General features: G+C 66.3%; 13 protein-coding genes and 1 riboswitch. Of the genes, 9 read left to right on the top strand and 4 right to left on the bottom strand.

The genetic code is table 11. The features are described from left to right. Positions 1-680 precede the first annotated feature (680 nt). The 5 genes from BMI01S_RS12045 to BMI01S_RS12025 all read left to right on the top strand — a co-directional run bounded on the left by BMI01S_RS12045 (position 681) and on the right by BMI01S_RS12025 (position 6,393). On the top strand, positions 681-1,088 hold the full coding sequence (locus BMI01S_RS12045; protein ID WP_028210119.1) for a GreA/GreB family elongation factor: 408 nt from the start codon (positions 681-683) through the stop codon (positions 1,086-1,088). An 86-nt stretch (positions 1,089-1,174) separates the two neighbouring features. After that, positions 1,175-1,304, top strand: a riboswitch (TPP riboswitch). Between the two features lie 99 nt (positions 1,305-1,403). Next, a complete protein-coding gene (gene thiC, locus BMI01S_RS12040) occupies positions 1,404-3,335 on the top strand; it encodes a phosphomethylpyrimidine synthase ThiC (RefSeq protein WP_028210120.1) in 1,932 nt (643 codons plus the stop codon). Between the two features lie 190 nt (positions 3,336-3,525). After that, complete coding sequence (locus BMI01S_RS12035) at positions 3,526-3,747, top strand: glycine zipper 2TM domain-containing protein (RefSeq protein WP_036017885.1); 222 nt, start codon at positions 3,526-3,528, stop codon at positions 3,745-3,747. Positions 3,748-4,084: 337 nt separating this feature from the next. Next, positions 4,085-4,561 (top strand): hypothetical protein, encoded by a 477-nt coding sequence (locus BMI01S_RS12030; RefSeq protein WP_051381355.1) that lies wholly within the window; start codon positions 4,085-4,087, stop codon positions 4,559-4,561. Between the two features lie 233 nt (positions 4,562-4,794). Beyond that, complete coding sequence (locus BMI01S_RS12025) at positions 4,795-6,393, top strand: L-lactate permease (protein WP_028210123.1); 1,599 nt, start codon at positions 4,795-4,797, stop codon at positions 6,391-6,393. A gap of 97 nt (positions 6,394-6,490) precedes the next feature. On the opposite strand, the gene bamC is transcribed toward BMI01S_RS12025, so the two are convergent. Next, on the bottom strand, positions 6,491-7,735 hold the full coding sequence (bamC, locus tag BMI01S_RS12020) for an outer membrane protein assembly factor BamC (RefSeq protein ID WP_028210124.1): 1,245 nt from the start codon (positions 7,733-7,735) through the stop codon (positions 6,491-6,493). 373 nt (positions 7,736-8,108) lie between these two features. On the opposite strand from bamC, the gene BMI01S_RS12015 reads away from it, so the two are divergent. Together BMI01S_RS12015 and BMI01S_RS12010 are read left to right on the top strand one after the other, a co-directional pair. Next, complete coding sequence (locus tag BMI01S_RS12015) at positions 8,109-8,582, top strand: DUF2844 domain-containing protein (RefSeq protein WP_028210125.1); 474 nt, start codon at positions 8,109-8,111, stop codon at positions 8,580-8,582. Then, entirely contained in the window at positions 8,579-9,892 is a 1,314-nt protein-coding gene (locus BMI01S_RS12010; RefSeq protein WP_081723348.1) for a DUF3443 domain-containing protein, read from the top strand. Before BMI01S_RS12015 ends, BMI01S_RS12010 begins: the two co-directional genes overlap by 4 nt. A 104-nt stretch (positions 9,893-9,996) precedes the next feature. On the opposite strand, the gene BMI01S_RS12005 is transcribed toward BMI01S_RS12010, so the two are convergent. After that, the gene (locus BMI01S_RS12005; protein ID WP_036017887.1) at positions 9,997-10,545 is read right to left on the bottom strand and encodes a hypothetical protein; all 549 of its coding nucleotides are present in this window, start codon (positions 10,543-10,545) and stop codon (positions 9,997-9,999) included. Between the two features lie 152 nt (positions 10,546-10,697). Between BMI01S_RS12005 and BMI01S_RS12000 the strand changes: the two genes are divergently transcribed. Together BMI01S_RS12000 and BMI01S_RS11995 are read left to right on the top strand one after the other, a co-directional pair. Further along, positions 10,698-12,443 carry a VRR-NUC domain-containing protein gene (locus tag BMI01S_RS12000; protein ID WP_028210128.1) on the top strand — a complete coding sequence of 582 codons (1,746 nt, stop codon included), beginning with the start codon at positions 10,698-10,700 and terminating at the stop codon, positions 12,441-12,443. Continuing rightward, the gene (locus BMI01S_RS11995; RefSeq protein WP_028210129.1) at positions 12,440-14,731 is read left to right on the top strand and encodes an ATP-dependent DNA helicase; all 2,292 of its coding nucleotides are present in this window, start codon (positions 12,440-12,442) and stop codon (positions 14,729-14,731) included. The genes BMI01S_RS12000 and BMI01S_RS11995 overlap by 4 nt, the downstream gene beginning before the upstream one ends. Before the next feature lie 24 nt (positions 14,732-14,755). Here the strand turns inward: BMI01S_RS11995 and BMI01S_RS11990 are convergent, their stop codons facing one another. Beyond that, positions 14,756-15,955, bottom strand: a complete 1,200-nt coding sequence (locus BMI01S_RS11990; protein ID WP_028210130.1) for a sugar ABC transporter permease — start codon at positions 15,953-15,955, stop codon at positions 14,756-14,758. Then, the gene (gene xylG, locus BMI01S_RS11985) at positions 15,952-17,505 is read right to left on the bottom strand and encodes a D-xylose ABC transporter ATP-binding protein (protein ID WP_028210131.1); all 1,554 of its coding nucleotides are present in this window, start codon (positions 17,503-17,505) and stop codon (positions 15,952-15,954) included. The genes BMI01S_RS11990 and xylG overlap by 4 nt, the downstream gene beginning before the upstream one ends. Positions 17,506-17,513: the final 8 nt, after the last annotated feature.

Below are 17,513 nucleotides of genomic sequence, written 5' to 3'. Positions count from 1 at the left end.
CGTCATATCGCCGCGGCGCGTGAAGGAAAGGACCGCGGGCGCCCCGGCATAAAAGCGGCGGGACGGATGAAACTCGACGGCATGGGGCAGGTGCGCAAGGACGCAAAAAAACGGAGTACGAAAGACACCCGAGACGGGCGACCCGCATTATGCAACAAGGTCTGGGGCCGTGGATGCTTTCGGTACGCTTTATGCGCACCGATGTTGACAGACCGCGCCACGAGACAAGGGACGCATCCCAGAGACCTCGGATTCGAACGCCTGCGGGGTCACGTTAGCGAGATCGTGCTACGATGCTCAAATCTTTCGATTAACTTTCAGCCATCTGGCAAGTCATCGCTCACCATGCGGCCGCCCGTTTCGCGCTACCTGTTCGCCCCGCTGCCGCGCACCCAGCGCATGGCGCCGGCGCACGGCCGCGCGGCGCGCATGAAAGCTGCCGTCTGCCTGCCTCTGCGCGCCCGCGCGCCTTCACGCGCCCCGCTCACCGCCGCCCGGCGCCTGTACTGAACTTGCCTCCTTTGCCGCACCGGAGCCGTTCGGGCGGGCTCCGGGCCGAACCGTTGCGCCCCACAGTGCCCCGGCCGTGCCACGGAGGTGCCCAGTGCGCTCCACTGCTCAGTGTCGAGCGCCAGCCCTCTCGACCCGACAACGCTTTCTGAATCGCAAGGAGAACATCCATGACGAAGAAAATCCGCTACCTGACCGAACTCGATGTCGCGCGCCTCGAAAAATGCGCCGCCGAGCCCGGCGCCGCGACTGCCCGCCAAACCATGCTCGACGACGTCCTCGAACACGCCGTGATCGTGGAAGCGCGCGACGTCGCCGCCAATGTCGTCACGATGAATTCGCAGGTGACGCTCGTGAACGAGCGCAGCGGCGAAACGCTCACCTACACCGTCGTTTATCCGCATGACGCCAACGTCGACGCCGGCCGCCTCAACGTGTTCTCGCCCGCAGGCCTTGCGCTGCTCGGCGCGAAGCGCGGCAACACCGTTCACTTCACGACGCCAGGCGGCGCCGTGGAAACGCTGAAGATCGAGCGCATCCTGTTTCAACCCGAGGCCTCGAACGATTTCACGCTGTAAAGTTCGGCGCGCGGCACGCCTCGCCTGGCACAACTCGGGCGAGAAGGCACTTGCCAGATCGTCGCAGCGCGGTGTATCGTTTGGCCTTGCTTACGCGGGGGTCCTGCGTCATGCGCCGCATCGAACGGAAGTCGTGCAGCGTATTTCGCGGGTGAGAAATACCCTTTGAACCTGATCTGGATAATGCCAGCGCAGGGAAGCGTCCGGACTTCGCATCGCTCAACGCCTCACCTCATCACAGCGAAGTCCGTCCACGTTCCGTCTCAACTCCTGCTAAGCCGTTGTTCCCACTTGGCTTTCCCTGGAGAGAGACGCATGAACGCGAATCCGAAGTTCATTTCCGCCAACGCGCACGTCGACGAAGCCGCGATCGCGCCGCTGCCCAATTCCCGCAAGATCTACGTGACGGGCTCGCAGCCCGACATCCGCGTACCGATGCGCGAAATCAGCCAGTCCGATACCCCGACGGGTTTCGGCGGTGAAAAGAACCCGCCAATCTACGTCTACGACACCTCGGGTCCGTACACCGACCCCGAAGCGAAGATCGATATTCGCGCGGGACTGCCGGCACTGCGCCAGAACTGGATCGAAAAGCGCGGCGACACCGAAGCGCTGCCGGGCCTCTCCTCCGAATACGGCCGCGAGCGCGCCGCCGACCCCGCGACGGCGGAACTGCGCTTTCCGGGCCTGCACCGCACGCCGCGCCGCGCGAAAGCCGGCAAGAACGTCACGCAGATGCACTACGCGCGCCAGGGCATCATCACGCCGGAGATGGAATACATCGCGATTCGCGAAAACCAGCGCCGCGCGGAGTATCTGGAAAGCCTCAAGGCGAGCGGCCCGAACGGCGCGAAGCTCGCGGCGATGATGGGCCGCCAGCATGGGGGCCAGGCGTTCGGCGCCGCGGCCTTCGGCGCCAACGCGCTCAAGGAAATCACGCCCGAATTCGTGCGCGAAGAAGTCGCGCGCGGCCGCGCGATCATCCCCGCGAACATCAACCACCCGGAAAGCGAGCCGATGATCATCGGCCGCAACTTCCTCGTGAAGATCAACGCGAACATCGGCAATTCGGCGGTGACGTCGTCGATCGGCGAAGAGGTCGACAAGATGACGTGGGCGATCCGCTGGGGCGGCGACACGGTCATGGATCTCTCGACCGGCAAGCACATTCACGAAACGCGCGAGTGGATCATCCGCAACTCGCCGGTGCCGATCGGCACGGTGCCGATCTATCAGGCGCTCGAAAAGGTCAACGGCAAGGCCGAAGACCTCACGTGGGAGATGTTCCGCGATACGCTCATCGAACAGGCCGAGCAAGGCGTGGACTACTTCACGATCCATGCGGGCGTGCGCCTCCAGTACGTGCCGCTGACCGCGAACCGCATGACGGGCATCGTCTCGCGCGGCGGGTCGATCATGGCCAAGTGGTGCCTCGCCCATCATAAGGAATCCTTCATTTACGAGCATTTCGAAGAGATCTGCGAAATCATGAAGGCCTACGACGTGAGCTTCTCGCTCGGCGACGGCCTGCGTCCCGGCTCGATCTACGACGCCAACGACGAAGCGCAACTCGGCGAGCTCAAGACGCTGGGCGAGCTCACGCAGATCGCGTGGAAGCACGACGTGCAGGTGATGATCGAAGGCCCGGGTCACGTGCCGATGCAACTCATCAAGGAAAACATGGACCTGCAGCTGGAATGGTGCGACGAAGCACCCTTCTACACGCTCGGGCCGCTCACCACGGACATCGCGCCGGGCTACGACCACATCACCTCGGGCATTGGCGCGGCGATGATCGGCTGGTTCGGCACGGCCATGCTTTGCTATGTGACGCCGAAGGAACATCTGGGTCTGCCGAACAAGGACGACGTGAAGGAAGGCATCATCACGTACAAGCTCGCGGCGCACGCGGCCGACCTGGCGAAAGGCCATCCGGGGGCACAGGTGCGCGACAACGCGTTGTCGAAGGCGCGCTTCGAGTTCCGCTGGGAAGACCAGTTCAACCTCGGCCTCGATCCGGACAAGGCGCGCGAGTTCCACGACGAAACGCTGCCCAAGGACTCGGCCAAGGTCGCGCACTTCTGCTCGATGTGCGGCCCGCACTTCTGCTCGATGAAGATCACGCAGGACGTGCGCGACTTCGCTGCAAAGCAAGGTGTGAGCGACGACGAGGCCCTGAAGAAAGGCATGGAAGTGAAGGCCGTCGAGTTCATCAAGCAAGGCGCCGAGATCTATCAGCGCCAGTAAGCGCGGACGGTGTTCCGGCGGACGCGCGCCGTCCGCCGAAACATTTTCTAACGACTCCCACAACTCGCTGACAAGCGCACACACCCGGATACGGGTCGCGTGCCTACGATGAACGTATCGGAGGTGCGGCGTGCGCGCGATGCCCGGGCCGCACCGCGCATTCCACATCGCTTTGCGTGGGAGTCGAAAAATGAAAACGCTCAAGCGTGCACGCAGTTTAGTCACGGTGACGACCCTCGTCGCCGTGCTCGGCAGCCTGGGAGCTTGCGACAACATGTCGAGACGCGACCGCGATACCGTGATCGGCGCGGGCGTGGGCGGCGCCGCGGGTGCGGCCATCGGCGGCAATGCGCTCTCCACGGTGGGCGGCGCGGCAGTTGGCGGCATTATTGGGAATCAGGTGGGCAAGTAATTCGCGGACGCACGTGCCGTCACGCGTCGACGATGCGGCTACCTGAATAGCGGCACGATCGAAGCGACGGCACAGAACAGAAACGACGCGACAGGCAGCACGCCGTTCAAGGCGTGCAACAGGGAAGGACGCGCGGTGCAGACCCTCAGAGGTCTGCACCGCGTTTCTTTTGGGTCCTCGCAAGTTGGGACGCAGCACGCCCTGAAACATTCGGTGAACGGGTCACCGCCCCGCCGTAACACACGGCGCGCGCGCCCGGCGTAAGCTCGAACGGTCGAACGGCCCGGGCCAGAAGGCGATAACCCGCGCTGCGGTTCGCCCTCTTGCGGAGCTCGCCATGAAACACTCGTCCGTGTTCCTGATTGCCGCCGCACCCTCATCGGTCCGCAATGAGCGCTCCGCGCGAACGCTGCGCCCTGCGCCAAAGCTCGGCGCCGCTGCGGCAGCGCTCCTCGCGCTTTCCGGCTGCTACTACTATCCCCCCTACGCCTACGGACCCTACTACTACGGCACCGTGCCTATAGCGAGCGCCCAGCAGGAGGCCATGGTCACGCAAACTGCGCCTAATCCGGCGCCGGCCGCCGTGCCGGACGCCCAGTATCCGGGCCCACTCTATTCTTCGCCGCCCGTCGCGTTGGCCGTGCCTGCGTGGCCCGCGTACCCCGCCGCTTATCCTCCGTACCCTGCGTATCCCGCTGCGTATCCGGCGTACTACCCATGGCCGGCGTACGGCTGGGGCTGGGGTGTGCCGGCCGTTTCGTTCGGCTTCGGCTACTGGAGCGGCGGCGGCGGCGGCAGGCACGGGCACCACTGACGGGCTCCAGCGATCCTCGCAGCTCCAACGCGGGATCCAGCATAAAACGGTGCCAGACCGTACTTTCCCTCCTTGACGCCCGTGACTCGCTACCTATCCTCCAAGTATGCCCGCTGGGATTGAAGCATCGCCTTAACTCAGCCGTCCCATCAGCCATTGCACTCCACAGCCGACGACGCGCCCCGGCGCACGCACCTGCTGCGCCGACAACGAATCACAACCAAGGAGACGTGATGTTCCATCAGCTGTTGACCCCTATCGGCAATTCGCTGTTGTTCTCATTCCTCGTGGCCGTGCTGCCTATCGTCACGGTGCTCGCCCTGCTCGGCTGGGCGCGGCGGCCCGCATGGCAGGCCTCGTTGGCGGGCCTCGTGGTCGGTCTGATCGTTGCGATCGCGGGCTGGCAGTTCCCCATCAACCTCGCGATCAGTTCGGTGCTCGCGGGTGTGGTGTTCGCGCTTTGGCCGGTCATGTGGATCGTCGTCACGGCGATCCTGCTCTACAACATCGCGCTGCGCTCGGGCCGCTTCGCGGCCTTTCGCATGTGGCTGCTCGACAATCTGCCCAACGACCGGCGCATCGTGCTGGTCGTGGTCGGCTTTTCGTTCGGCGCGCTGTTCGAAGGCATTTCCGGCTTCGGCACGCCGATCGCCATCACGAGTTCGCTGCTCATCATGCTTGGCTTCCCGGCACTCGAAGCCCTCACGTTCACGCTCATCTTCAATACGGCGCCGGTGGCGTTCGGCGCGCTCGGCGTGCCGATTACCGTGCTGGGCGCGGTCACGCACCTGCCCTCCGACCTGCTCGGCCAGATGGTCGGCCGCCAGCTGCCGTTCTTTGCGCTGCTGCTGCCGTTTTATGTGATTGGGATCTACGCGGGCGTGGGCGGCATGCTGCGCGTCTGGCCCGTGCTGCTGGTGTCGGGCGGCAGCTTCGCCATCACGCAGTTCATCACGGCCAACTTCATCAATTACAGCCTCACCGACGTGCTCTCGTCGCTCGTCTCGCTGATCCTCACCATCCTTTTCCTGCGCGTATGGAAACCCGTGACGGATCCTCACTTCGCCATCAAGGTCGATCGCGCCAACGAAGCGCGCGGCGCGGTGTCGGGTGCGCAAGGCTGGTATCCGTGGATCATCGTCGCGGCGGTCGTGATCATCTGGACGGTCGCGAAGGTGTTCACGATCGGCGAGGTGAAGGTGCCGTGGCCCGGTCTCGACAAGGCCGTCTACATCACGCTCTACAACACGCCGTACGGCGCGATCTGGGACTTCCAGCCGCTCGCCACCGGCACGGCCATTCTCGTCGCGGCGATCATCACGGCGTTCGTCGTGCGCCTGAAGCCCGCGGACTTCGGCGGCGCAATCGTCGATACGTGGGTGCAGACGCGCATCGCCATCCTGACGGTCGCGACCATCGTCGGGCTCGCGTTCCTCATGAACTACTCGGGGCTCACCTATACGCTGGGCCTCGCCGTCGCTTCGGTCGGCGCGTTCTTTCCGCTGGTTTCAGCCTTCCTCGGCTGGGTCGCGGTGTTCCTCTCGGGTAGCGACACTTCGGGCAATGCGCTGTTCGGCAACCTGCAGGTGGTGGCCGCCAAGCAGCTCAACCTCAACCCCATTCTCATGGCGGCGACCAACTCCTCGGGCGGCGTGATGGGCAAGATGATCTCGCCGCAGAACATCGCAACGGGCGTTGCCACCACCGATCTCAAGGGCAAGGAAGGCCACGTATTCGCGAAGACCTTCAAGCACTCCATCCTGTTGACGGTGCTGCTCGGCGTCCTCGTGTGGCTGCAGCAAAACGTGCTGACGTGGATGATTCCGCACTGAGCCGCCGACCGTCGGCGCACGCATGAAAAAAACCGCCTGCGCGGCCAGGCGCAGGCGGGTTTTTTCGTCAGCCAGCGGGCGCCGGCCTGTGCGAGGTTTAGTGGAGTTCGTCGACCACGAGGCTCATGATTTCCTGCGCAGGGCGCGAGGAATCAATCTGCCCGTTGTCGTCCACGATTGCCACGCGCGTCTGGTTGTCGGTCACGGCGCGCACGTTGAGCTTGTACTGCTTGGCAACCTTCTCCTTGCGACCGTGGAAGACCTGGTTCCAGAAGCCCTGCTCGTCCGAACTCAAGTCCTTCGGGTCGACATAACGCACGTAGTAGATGCCCTTCGTGCGGTCGCGGTCGTCCACGGTGAAATTGGCGCGGTCGAGCGCGATGCCCACGCGCACCCACGCGCGATCGTACGGCTCGCCCAGCGTGAGCTCGGTTGAGCTGTACTGGCCGGACGTGCCCTGCGCATCACCCTTTGACGCACCGCTGCCCGACTGCCCGCCCACGGCCGCGACATTCTGCGCGGCGACGGCTGCTGCGGCGGCGTCCCCGCCCTTCGACTTCGCGGCGGTGCCTTTGCTGTTCGCCTTGGCGTCGGCTTCGGCTGCGACCTGCGCGTCGGGCACGCCCGGCTTTGCGTTCGCGAGCGTCATCATGAGGCGTTTGAGGTACTCCGCTTCGAGCGCGGGATCGTTGGGCTTCGGCGCCCACTTGCTCGTCTCGTTGTTGGTACCCGAGAGCTGCTCGCTCAGCCCCTTCTGGCTGATGAACACATACGTGCCGCCACTGGGCGACGTTTCGAGGCGCGTGCGGTACTTGTTGCGCTCAGCGGTCACGTACGAGTTCCCCGTGGCCCACGAAAGCGTGTTGCGGATGAGACCGTCGCTGATCTTCGGATGGGTTTCGTTCCAGTCCGTTTCCATCACGCCCTTGTCGCGCTGGTCGACCACGAGCAGGAAACCTTGCTCCTGCCAGAAGCGGCGCACCTGCGCCCACACCTGGTCGGGCGTGCGGCTGTCGATGACGAGCCAGCTTTCCGTGCCGTCGCGCTGGATGTGCATGCCCGGCACCTGCGGAACCACCTGGGTCTGGTCGGACTGCGGCGCGGCGGCCTGGGTCTGCTTGAGCGAGGACAGCGAGGTCTCGCCACCTTGCGGCGCCAGCGAGCGCTGGTCGGACGCTTCGTCGAGCATGTTGGGCGGCACGGCGAGCGACGACTGCTTCGCCTTGGCGTCACTACGGTAATCGATCTTGCCTGGCGTCGGCGAGCTGCAGCCGGCGACCAGCCCGCCCGCCATCAAAAGCGCCAGCGCGCGTGCGGCAAGACGTTGATGAAAATCACTCATGTTCGGGTAATCCCTTCGGCTACGCCACGGCCAGTTTGCGTGGATCAACCAATCATTTTACCGGTCAGGCGGCCCGCTGTGCAAAAACTGCGGAGGGACTTCATGTCCTCGCGTGACGACCTCCCTCGTGGGCGTCCGCATCGCCCGAACTGTCGACCCGTAACATTTCTCCACATTTGAGCCGAGGCAATCCCGCCCTTGTCTCACCTGCATTTCCCTTTTATTTCAATGAACTAGCGGCGAACCGCGACTGAACGCGACGTTGCGCTCGGCCGCCATGGCAGCGCGCACCTCTTGCGAAAACGACCCCGGTGCTAATTTCGCTTCGAAATCTCAAAAAAGAAGTTCACACAAAGCAGGACCGGAGAGCGTCATGAAAACTTACAGCTTCGTCCAGGCGGTCCGCGCCGCGGCATTCTCCTGCGCGCTCGGTAGCCTCGGCATCGCCGCCACGACCGCATACGCCGCGCTCGGCGACATCGCGGCAATGCCTGCCGGCGCCGTCACACGCGCCGTTTCGGGCGGCGCCGCTCGCGTTGTCAGTTATGTCGACGCGAGCGGCACGAGCGTCAGCGAATACGTCGCCGGCGGCACCGGGACGGTGTTCGCGTACACGTGGCAAGGGCCCGCGCAGCCCAACCTGGAAATACTGCTCGGCCGCTATGCACCCGACTGGCGCAGCGCGGCCGCTGCGCTGCACGCGGCCGGCGGCGACGACCTGCACGCTGCGCGTGTCGACGGCTCGCAGGTCGTAGTCGAGACGGGCGGCCACATGCGCGCGTACGCAGGACGCGCGTGGCTGCCCGCCGCGCTGCCCGTCGGCATCGGCGAGGGAGATCTGCAATGAGCGACCTCCCCCACCCGCGGCTTTCCTGTCTCGCCCGCGCCCGGCTGGGCGCCGGGGTCGCCGGCTTTGCGCTCTGCGCGCTGCTGGCCGCCTGTGGCGGCGGCGGCTCCGGCACTGCGTCGGGCAATGCAACGGCATCAGCGAGCGCGACACCCAAGGCGAGCACGCCGTCGCTCGCCAGCACGGGCAACCCGAGCGGCACGGTGCCGCAATCGGCCACGCCGAACGTCCTTGCCGTGACGGTCGGCCCCACGCCCACCTCGACGCGCAACATGCTGATGGCGAGCGTCACGGTCTGCGTGCCGGGCACCGCGACCTGCGCAACCGTCGACAACGTGCAAGTCGACACGGGATCGCAGGGCTTGCGCCTGCTCGCCTCGGCGCTGCCAGCGGGCTTCGCGCTGCCCGCAGTGACGGCTGGCGCGGGTGCCGACATCGCTGGCGAATGTTCGGTATTCGGCACGGGCTACACGTGGGGCGCCGTACGGGGCGCCGTACGGCGCGCCGACGTGAAGCTCGCGGGCGAAATCGCCGCCTCGCTGCCGATCCAGCTCATCGCGGACCCGGCGGTGCCCGCCGTGCCCTCCGGTTGCTCCGGGCTCGGCCTCGCGATGAATAGCGCCGCCACGCTGCACGCGAACGGCATTCTCGGCATCGGACCGTTCAGCGAGGATTGCGGCGTCTCCTGCGTGAACACATCACAATCCGCGTGGTACTACGCGTGTCCCGCGAGCGGCTGCACGCCGAGCGTGCAGCCACTCGCGCAGCAGGTCGGCAACCCGGTCGCGGGCTTTACCGCCGACAACAACGGCGTGGTCATCGCGCTGCCCGACGTGGCCGCCGACGGGTCGTCTACGGTTAGCGGGTCGCTGATCTTCGGCATCGGCACGCAGGCGAACAACACGCTCGGCAGCGCGACCGTGCTGCACGCGAACGCGAACACCGGCTATGTGAAGACGACGACGTCGGATGGCACCGTCTACTCGCAGAGCTATCTCGACACGGGCTCGAATGCGCTGTACTTCAACAGCTCGACCATGGCGCGCTGTGGCATCTGGTATTGCCCGAGTTCGCCGGTCAGCCTCGCCGCGACGATCACCGGACTCGATGGCGTGAGTGCTTCCGTGGCTCTCTCGGTGACGGGTCCGGCAACGCTTCTCGCCACCGGCAACTGGGCGTTCAGCAATCTCGCGGGCTACAACGCCTATGCGTTCGACTGGGGACTGCCATTCTTCTTCGGGCGGCGTGTGTTCACGGCGATCGAGGCGCAGGCCACGCCTGCGGGCAACGGGCCGTACTTCGCGTTCTGAGCGCGGCCTCAGCGACGAAATTGCCGTGACACGCGAGTCACGGGCGAGTCAGAAATGACGAAGGCCTCTTGCGAGGCCTTGGTGTAACGGCACGGCGGTTCGCCTCAGTCGCTTTCGGCGTTCGGGTCCGGCGTGGTCTTCGCGAGCGGCGCGGGGGCGAGCCAGCGGAACGTCGCGAGGCCGGTTTCGTTGAACGTGCACTCCGCAGCCGTTGGCGTGACCGGGGCTTTCTTGATGCCGAGTTTTGCGGCAAGTGCCGCGACCGGCGTGGTCGGTTTGTCCTCCACGCCAGCGCCCGCCGTTGCGCCGGGCGCCGTCGGAACGGACATCGTGCCGGGCAACGCCGCGGCCTGTGCGACCGGTGCGGTGGCCGTGGTAGCGTGCGGCGCACTCGCCGCCGTGGGCGATGACGCTTGCGCCGAAACCGCGGCGTCGGACGCGGCGCCATGATCGAGCTGCCCTTCGACCACGACGCGCGCGCCGCGCCAGGTCGTCGCGCTATGCGTGACCTTCAGCCCGCCGAAGGTCGTAGCGGCGAGCCGGTTGCGCATCTCCTCTTCGCAGGCGCTGGTGTTGCGGTACTGCGCCGCGCATCCCGCGAGCAGCGTGATCGCGGCCACGAGGCCGGCGAAGCATGCGTTACGTTTGTTCATCGCTCTTCCGTTTTCAGGCTGCGGCAATTGTAGCGTAGGTCAGGGGAATCCCTTACGGCGCTCGAGCCCCCCGTTCGCCCTCGCGCCCGTGCACAACCGGACAGCGGCGCAGCCTGCTATCATCGCCGCTGTATATCCGTACAGTACCGCGCGTGCTTCCCGACTCTCCCGATCCGTTCTACTACCTCGCGAACTTCGAGCGCGCGCTGGCGTGGCTCGACGAGCGCTGCGCCGACCTGTTCGACGACCCCGAGCGCCGCTTTGCCGCCGGCTTCGCGCACTTGCCGCGCGCCTCGCGCGCGCTCTTCGTGCGCATGCTGATGCGCAAGGGGCCGCATTTCCGCGCAAGCCGCCTCGCATACGAGGAGATCGGCTGCCCGCGCGCAGCGGCGGCACCGCTCGTCGCGGCGCGCTGGATCGACGACGCGCCCATGCTCGACCTCGCTGCCCTCGCCCCGCTTGTAATGAAGGCCGAATTGCAAGCGCTCGCCACACGCCTTGGCATCGCGCTCGAACCCCGCGCCACGCGTGCGGCCATGCTCGCCGCGCTTGGCTCACACTATGCCGCCGCGCCCCAGCCTCGTGCGTGGGACGCCTGGTTCCCCGCTTCGCCCGACACCGTGTTGCTGTTCACCGCCGCGCCGCTCTGCGAGCGCCTGCGGCTCATGTTCTTCGGCAACCTGCATCAGGACTGGTCCGAGTTCGTGCTCGCCGATCTCGGCGTCTATCGCTACGAGAGCGTGCCGCTCGACGATGCGTCGCGCGCGTTCCAGCGCCGCGAGGATATCGACACCTATCTCGCGCTGCGCGATTGCCGCGACGAACTCGACCGTGCCGCACAGGCCGCGGACTCCAATGGCGCCTGCGCACTCAACGCCGCCATTGCGACGACGCTCGCCGCGCTCGACGCGCTTGCCCCGCGCACGCAGGTCAACGCGTGGCTGCGCGCGCGTCATGACAAGCTGCGTCACGCCGCGGGACTCGCCGCCGAGCGCGCGGGCGACCCCGAACTCGCGTGGCGCGCGTACCTCGACTGCGGGCATCCCGAATCGCGCTACCGGCGCGTGCGCGTGCTCGAACAGTTGGACCGCCGGGACGAAGCGCTCGCGCTCGCAACGGCGATCGCCGAAGCGCCCCTGAACGAAGAAGAGGGCCAGCGCGCGGCGCGCACGCGCTCACGCCTCGCACGCACGCGCGCGAAGTCGAAAGCGACAGCGGAGCCGGGGTTCGCGCAGCGCGAACTGGCGCTGGTTGCAGCGCCTGCGGGACTGCGCGTCGAAGAAGCCGCCCGGCTCTCGCTAACCACGGCGCAAGCGCCGGTGTTCTACGTCGAGAACACGCTGATCAACGCCCTTTTCGGCCTGCTCTGCTGGCCCGCGTTGTTCGCGCCGCTGCCTGGCGCGTTCTTCCATCCGTTCCAGCGCGGCCCCGCCGACCTGCACGCAGCCGATTTCGTCGCAAGGCGTGCTTCGCAGTTCGAAGCATGTCTCGCCGAACTCGATACCCACGCGTACCGCGATTCGATCCTGCGGCGCTATGCGGACAAGGCCGGCATTCAGTCGCCCTTCGTCGCATGGCCCGCGTTGAGCGGCGAGCTGCTTGCGCTCGCGCTCGACTGTTTCCCCGCCGCCCATCTGCGCCTCTGGTTCGAGCGGCTGCTGCGCGAGCCGGTTGCGAACCGTTCGGGTCTGCCCGACCTCGTGCGCTTCTGGCCGCACGAGGGGCGCTACGAGCTCATCGAAGTAAAAGGGCCCGGCGATCGTCTGCAGGACAACCAGCGCCGCTGGCTTGCGTATTGCGCGCAGCATGGCATGCCCGTCTCGGTCTTGCTGGTGCGCTGGCCCGACTCTGACTCTACCGGCACAGCCGCCGCCTCGCAGGCGTTGCGCGCGCCATGAGCTACACCGTCGCCGTGCGCACGCTATGCGAGTTCACCGCCAAACGCGGCGACCTCGACTTGCGCTTCACGCCGTCTCCCGACGCGAGCGATGGCCGCGCCGGCCACGCCGCCATCGCCGCACGGCGCCCGCCGGGCTACGAGACCGAAGTCGCGCTTTCGGGCACATTCGAAACGCTGACGGTGCGCGGCCGCGCCGACGGCTACGACCCGGCGCGCCGCAGGCTCGAAGAGTTCAAGACCTATCGCGGCGATCTCGAAGCGATGCGCGAAAACCAGCGGGCGCTGCACTGGGCGCAGTTGCGCGTCTATGGGGCGCTCCTGTGCGAAAAGCTCGGCCTCGAGGCGCTCGAACTCGCGCTCGTCTACTACGACATCGGGTCGGGCCGCGAGACGGCGCTCGTCGAACACGCCAGCGCTTCGGAGCTGCGCGCCGCGTTCGAGACGCAATGCCGCCGCTTCGTTGCATGGGCCGACCAGGAATGCGGCCATCGGGCTGAGCGTGACGCCGCACTCGCCACGCTGTGCCTGCCGCACCCTTCGTTTCGACACGGCCAGCGCGAGCTCGCCGAGGCCGTCTGGCGCGCGGCCACCCAGGGGCGCTGCCTGCTCGCGCAGGCGCCGACGGGCATCGGCAAGACCATCGGCACGCTGTTTCCGCAGTTGAAGGCCTGCCCACGCGCCGCGATCGACAAGGTCGTGTTCCTGAGCGCGAAAAGCTCGGGACGCCAACTGGCGCTCGACGCCCTAGCCACGCTCGCCGGCGCTAACTGCGCCCCGTCCCCCGATGCAGCAGGTAGAAGGTTGCCGCTGCGCGTACTCGAACTGGTTGCGCGCGAGAAGGCGTGCGAGCATCCCGAAGCGGCGTGCCATGGCGAATCGTGCCCGCTGGCGCGGGGTTTCTACGACCGCTTGCCCGCCGCGCGAGCGGCGGCGCTCGATCGCGTGCGGCTCGATCGCGCGGCGCTGCGCGAAGTGGCGAGCGAGCACGCCGTATGCCCGTATTACCTCGGCCAGGAGCTCGCGCGCTGGAGCGATGTGATCGTCGGCGACTACAACTACTGGTTCGACACGAGCGCCATGCTGTTCATGCTCGCCGTTCACAACCAGTGGCGCGCGAGTGTGCTGGTGGACGAGGCGCACAACCTGCCCGAGCGCGCCCGCGCAATGTATTCGGCGGAACTCGTGCAAACGCGTATCGACGGCGTGCGCCGTGCCGCGAGCGCGCCGCTCAAGCGTGCGCTCGCACGCCTGCAGAAGCACTGGAACGCGCAGAACACCGTGCAACCGGGTGCCTGGCGTGCAAGCGACACCTTGCCCGAGGGCCTCGTTGCCGCGCTTGGCGACGTGATCGGTGCGATCGGCGACCAGCTCGCCGAGCCGGCGCTAGTGCGCGACCCCGAGCTGGAGCGCTTCTATTTCGATGTCCTGCATTTCACGCGCATCGCGGAACGCTTCGACAAGCATTCGCTGTTCGACGTAACGCCGCTGCCGCAGCAGAGCGCGCGCCGCCCGCGCTCGACGCTCGCGATCCGCAACATCGTGCCTGCGGAAGCCTTGCGCCCGCGTATCGCCACGGCGCACAGCACGACGATGTTTTCGGCGACGCTCTCGCCCACACACTACTACACCGACATGCTCGGACTGCCCGCCAGCACGGTGAGCGTCGACATCGACACGCCGTTCCGCGCTGAACAGCTCGACGTGCGCATCGCCCGCCATATCTCGACGCGCTACAAGGACCGCGAGCGTTCGCTCGAAGCGCTCGTCGCGCGCGTGGCGGAACAATATGCCGAGCGCCCGGGCAACTATTTGTGTTTTTTCAGCAGCTACGACTATCTGCAGCGAGCCGCCGATTCGTTCATCGCGCGCCACCCCGAGGTGGACGTATGGCTTCAGTCGCGGACGATGGACGAAGCCAGCCAGCAGGCCTTCGTCGCACGCTTCGTGGAAGGCGGCTGCGGCATTGGCTTCGCGGTGCTGGGCGGCGCGTTCGGCGAAGGCATCGACCTGCCCGGCACGCGCCTCATCGGCACGTTCATCGCCACGCTCGGCATGCCCCAGGTGAACGCCGTAAACGAAGCGATGCGCGCGAGAATGGACACGCTCTACGGCGAAGGCTTCGACTACACCTACCTGATTCCCGGCCTGCGCAAGGTCGTGCAGGCCGCCGGCCGCGTGATCCGCACCGAGCAGGATCGCGGCGTCGTGCATCTGCTCGACGACCGCTTCGCGCAACCCGGCGTGCGCGCGCTGCTCCCGGCGTGGTGGCGTATCGCTGTCAGTTGATCTGCATTCCGAACCAGATACAACTCAACGGCGGTTCGATCCCGACACCACGTCGATCCACACGGCGAGAACCAGGATGCCGCCCTTCACGATCATCTGCCAGTATGCGTCCACGTCGAGCATCGACATGCCGTTATCGAGGCTCGCCATCACGAGCGCACCGATCAGCGCGCCGTACACGGTGCCAGAGCCGCCGCGCATTGAGGTGCCGCCGATAAAGCATGCCGCGATCGCGTCGAGCTCGCCCATCGTGCCCGCGGAGGGCGAACCCGCCGCGAGACGCGCCGTATTGACGATGCCCGCGAACGCGCACATGAGCCCCATGAGCGCGAAGATCGCAAGCTTCACGCGGTTCGTGTTGACGCCCGAAAGTCGCGTGGCTTCGAGGTTGGAGCCCACCGCGTAGATGCGCCGGCCGAACACGGTTTGCGTGGCGATCCATGTGAACACGCCGAGCAGCGCAAGCAGCAGCAGCACGGGCACCGGAATGCCCCCATAGCTGTCGAGCATCAGCACGAAAGCAAGCAGGATCGCGCCCGCGCCGACGATCTTCGCGGCGTCCTGCCAGAGCGGCACGACGCTCAGTTGATAGCGCCTGCGGTTCGCGCGCTGGCGCACCGTGAGCACCGCGAGCAGCACGAAGAGCGCGAGCGCCAGCACGTCGCCGGCCACACGCGGCAAATACCCCTGCCCGAGAAACACGAAGTGATCGGACACCGGAGCGATGGTCGAGCCGCCGGTGATGCCGAGCAGCACGCCGCGAAACGCGAGCATGCCGCCGAGGCCCACGATGAACGACGGCACGCGCCGGTACGTCGACCACCAGCCGTTGAAGAGACCCACGAGCACGCCGAGCGCGAGCACCACCGGCACGGTCACGCCGATGGGCCAGCCGCGGTTCACGTCGAGAATCGCAGCCACGCCGCCGAGCAAGCCCAGCAGCGAGCCGACCGAAAGATCGATCTCGCCCGCGATGATGACGAACACCATCCCGCACGCGAGCATGCCGGTGATCGACATCTGCCGCAGCAGGTTCGACACGTTGCGTGGCGTGACGAACGCGCCATGCGTGAGCAGCGAAAAGAACAGCCAGATCACCGCCACCGCGAGCAGCAGCGCGAGGATCTTGTAGCGTGAGAAGAGTTGCTGGAAACGCTGCGCATAGCCCTGGCTGGCTTGCGGCAGGCCTTGGCGTGCGCCTTGGGTCGTGACGTCGGGTGTCATACTGCACTCGCTGTATCGGGTTGGGCGCGCACGCTCTGGATCGCCGCGCCGAGAATGTCTTCCTGCGTGAGGTCTTCGTTGACGAAGTCGCCGCGCAACTCGCCCTCGCCGATCACCAGCACGCGATCGCTGATGCCGAGCACCTCGGGCAGCTCGGACGAGACCATCACGATCGCCACGCCGCGTTTGGCCAGCTGGAAGATCAGCTTGTAGATCTCGTACTTCGCGCCGACGTCCACGCCTCGCGTGGGCTCGTCGAGAATCAGCACTTTCGGCTCGGTGAGCAGCATCTTGGTGAGCACCGCCTTCTGCTGATTGCCGCCCGAGAGGCTCGCGATCGACAACATGGGATTTGCCGCGCGCACCGAAAGGCGCTGCATCTCCGTGCGGATCGTGTCGAATTCCGCGGCGGTATCGATGCGTCCGTGCTTCGAAAAACGCTGCAGCACCGAGAGCGTGATGTTGTGCCCCACGCCCAGTTGCGGCACGATGCCGTGGCGCTTGCGGTCCTCGGGCACCATGGCGATGCCCGCGTTGATGGCGTCGAGCGGCGAACGGATCTTCAGCGGCTTGCCTTCGAGCATCACCGTTGCCGTGCACACCCCCGCATAGGCGCCGAAGATCGCCTGCATCGTTTCGGTCCGGCCCGCGCCCACGAGTCCGGCCACGCCCAGGATCTCGCCACGCCGCAGCGAGAACGAGACGTCGTCCACGCGCTTGCGGCGCGGGTTCGTCACGTCGTAGCAGGTCACGTTGCGCGCCTCGAATACGACCTCGCCGATGTCGTGCGGCTCGCGCGGAAAGAGATTGCGGATCTCGCGCCCCACCATCATCGCGATGATGCGGTCGGTCGTGAGCGCCGCCATCGGTTCGGTGGCCACGTGGCGTCCGTCGCGAATCACGCTGACCGTGTCGCACACGGCTTCGACTTCGTCGAGCTTGTGCGAGATGTAGACGCACGCCACGCCGCGCCGCTTGAGGTCGCGCACGATGTCGAGCAGGATCTTCGTTTCCGCCGCTGTGAGCGAGGACGACGGCTCGTCGAGAATCAGCAGCTTCGCGCGCTTGTTGAGCGCTTTCGCGATCTCGATGAGCTGCTGGTGGCCGCCGCCATAGTTCATCACCGGCTGCGCCACGTTGATCGCGTCGATGTTCAGCTCGCGCAGCAATTCGTCGGCGCGCTGGTACATCGCCGCGTAGTTCATGCGGCCGCCCGGCAACGTGATCTCGTTGCCGAGAAAAATGTTCTCCGCAACCGATAGCTCGGGCACGAGCATCAGTTCCTGATGGATGATGACGATGCCGGCGCGCTCGGTGTCACGCACGCTCTGCGCTTCGAGCGGCGCGCCTTCCCACTGGATCTCGCCGCTCCAGGTGCCGTGCGGGTACACGCCCGACAGCACTTTCATGAGCGTGGATTTGCCGGCGCCGTTCTCGCCGCACAGCCCCACGCATTCGCCGGGCCGCACCGTGAGATCGATGCCGTCGAGCGCTTTCACACCCGCAAAGGATTTGACGATGCCGCGCATCGTCAGCAAGGGTTCGGTCATACGCTGGT

The sequence above is a fragment of the Paraburkholderia mimosarum LMG 23256 = NBRC 106338 genome (genome assembly GCF_000739815.1).
In the GTDB taxonomy this organism is placed as follows: Bacteria; Pseudomonadota; Gammaproteobacteria; order Burkholderiales; family Burkholderiaceae; genus Paraburkholderia; species Paraburkholderia mimosarum.
The sequence above is the reverse complement of the archived record's forward strand: the minus strand, read 5'-3'. Positions and strand labels throughout refer to the sequence as shown.

Bases quoted from the DNA above. Each gene is read 5' to 3' on its own strand.
- BMI01S_RS12045 (WP_028210119.1), top strand. From the start codon at position 681: ATGACGAAGAAAATCCGCTACCTGACCGAACTCGATGTCGCGCGCCTC.
- thiC (WP_028210120.1), top strand. From the start codon at position 1,404: ATGAACGCGAATCCGAAGTTCATTTCCGCCAACGCGCACGTCGACGAA.
- BMI01S_RS12035 (WP_036017885.1), top strand. From the start codon at position 3,526: ATGAAAACGCTCAAGCGTGCACGCAGTTTAGTCACGGTGACGACCCTC.
- BMI01S_RS12030 (WP_051381355.1), top strand. From the start codon at position 4,085: ATGAAACACTCGTCCGTGTTCCTGATTGCCGCCGCACCCTCATCGGTC.
- BMI01S_RS12025 (WP_028210123.1), top strand. From the start codon at position 4,795: ATGTTCCATCAGCTGTTGACCCCTATCGGCAATTCGCTGTTGTTCTCA.
- bamC (WP_028210124.1), bottom strand. From the start codon at position 7,735: ATGAGTGATTTTCATCAACGTCTTGCCGCACGCGCGCTGGCGCTTTTG.
- BMI01S_RS12015 (WP_028210125.1), top strand. From the start codon at position 8,109: ATGAAAACTTACAGCTTCGTCCAGGCGGTCCGCGCCGCGGCATTCTCC.
- BMI01S_RS12010 (WP_081723348.1), top strand. From the start codon at position 8,579: ATGAGCGACCTCCCCCACCCGCGGCTTTCCTGTCTCGCCCGCGCCCGG.
- BMI01S_RS12005 (WP_036017887.1), bottom strand. From the start codon at position 10,545: ATGAACAAACGTAACGCATGCTTCGCCGGCCTCGTGGCCGCGATCACG.
- BMI01S_RS11995 (WP_028210129.1), top strand. From the start codon at position 12,440: ATGAGCTACACCGTCGCCGTGCGCACGCTATGCGAGTTCACCGCCAAA.
- BMI01S_RS11990 (WP_028210130.1), bottom strand. From the start codon at position 15,955: ATGACACCCGACGTCACGACCCAAGGCGCACGCCAAGGCCTGCCGCAA.
- xylG (WP_028210131.1), bottom strand. From the start codon at position 17,505: ATGACCGAACCCTTGCTGACGATGCGCGGCATCGTCAAATCCTTTGCG.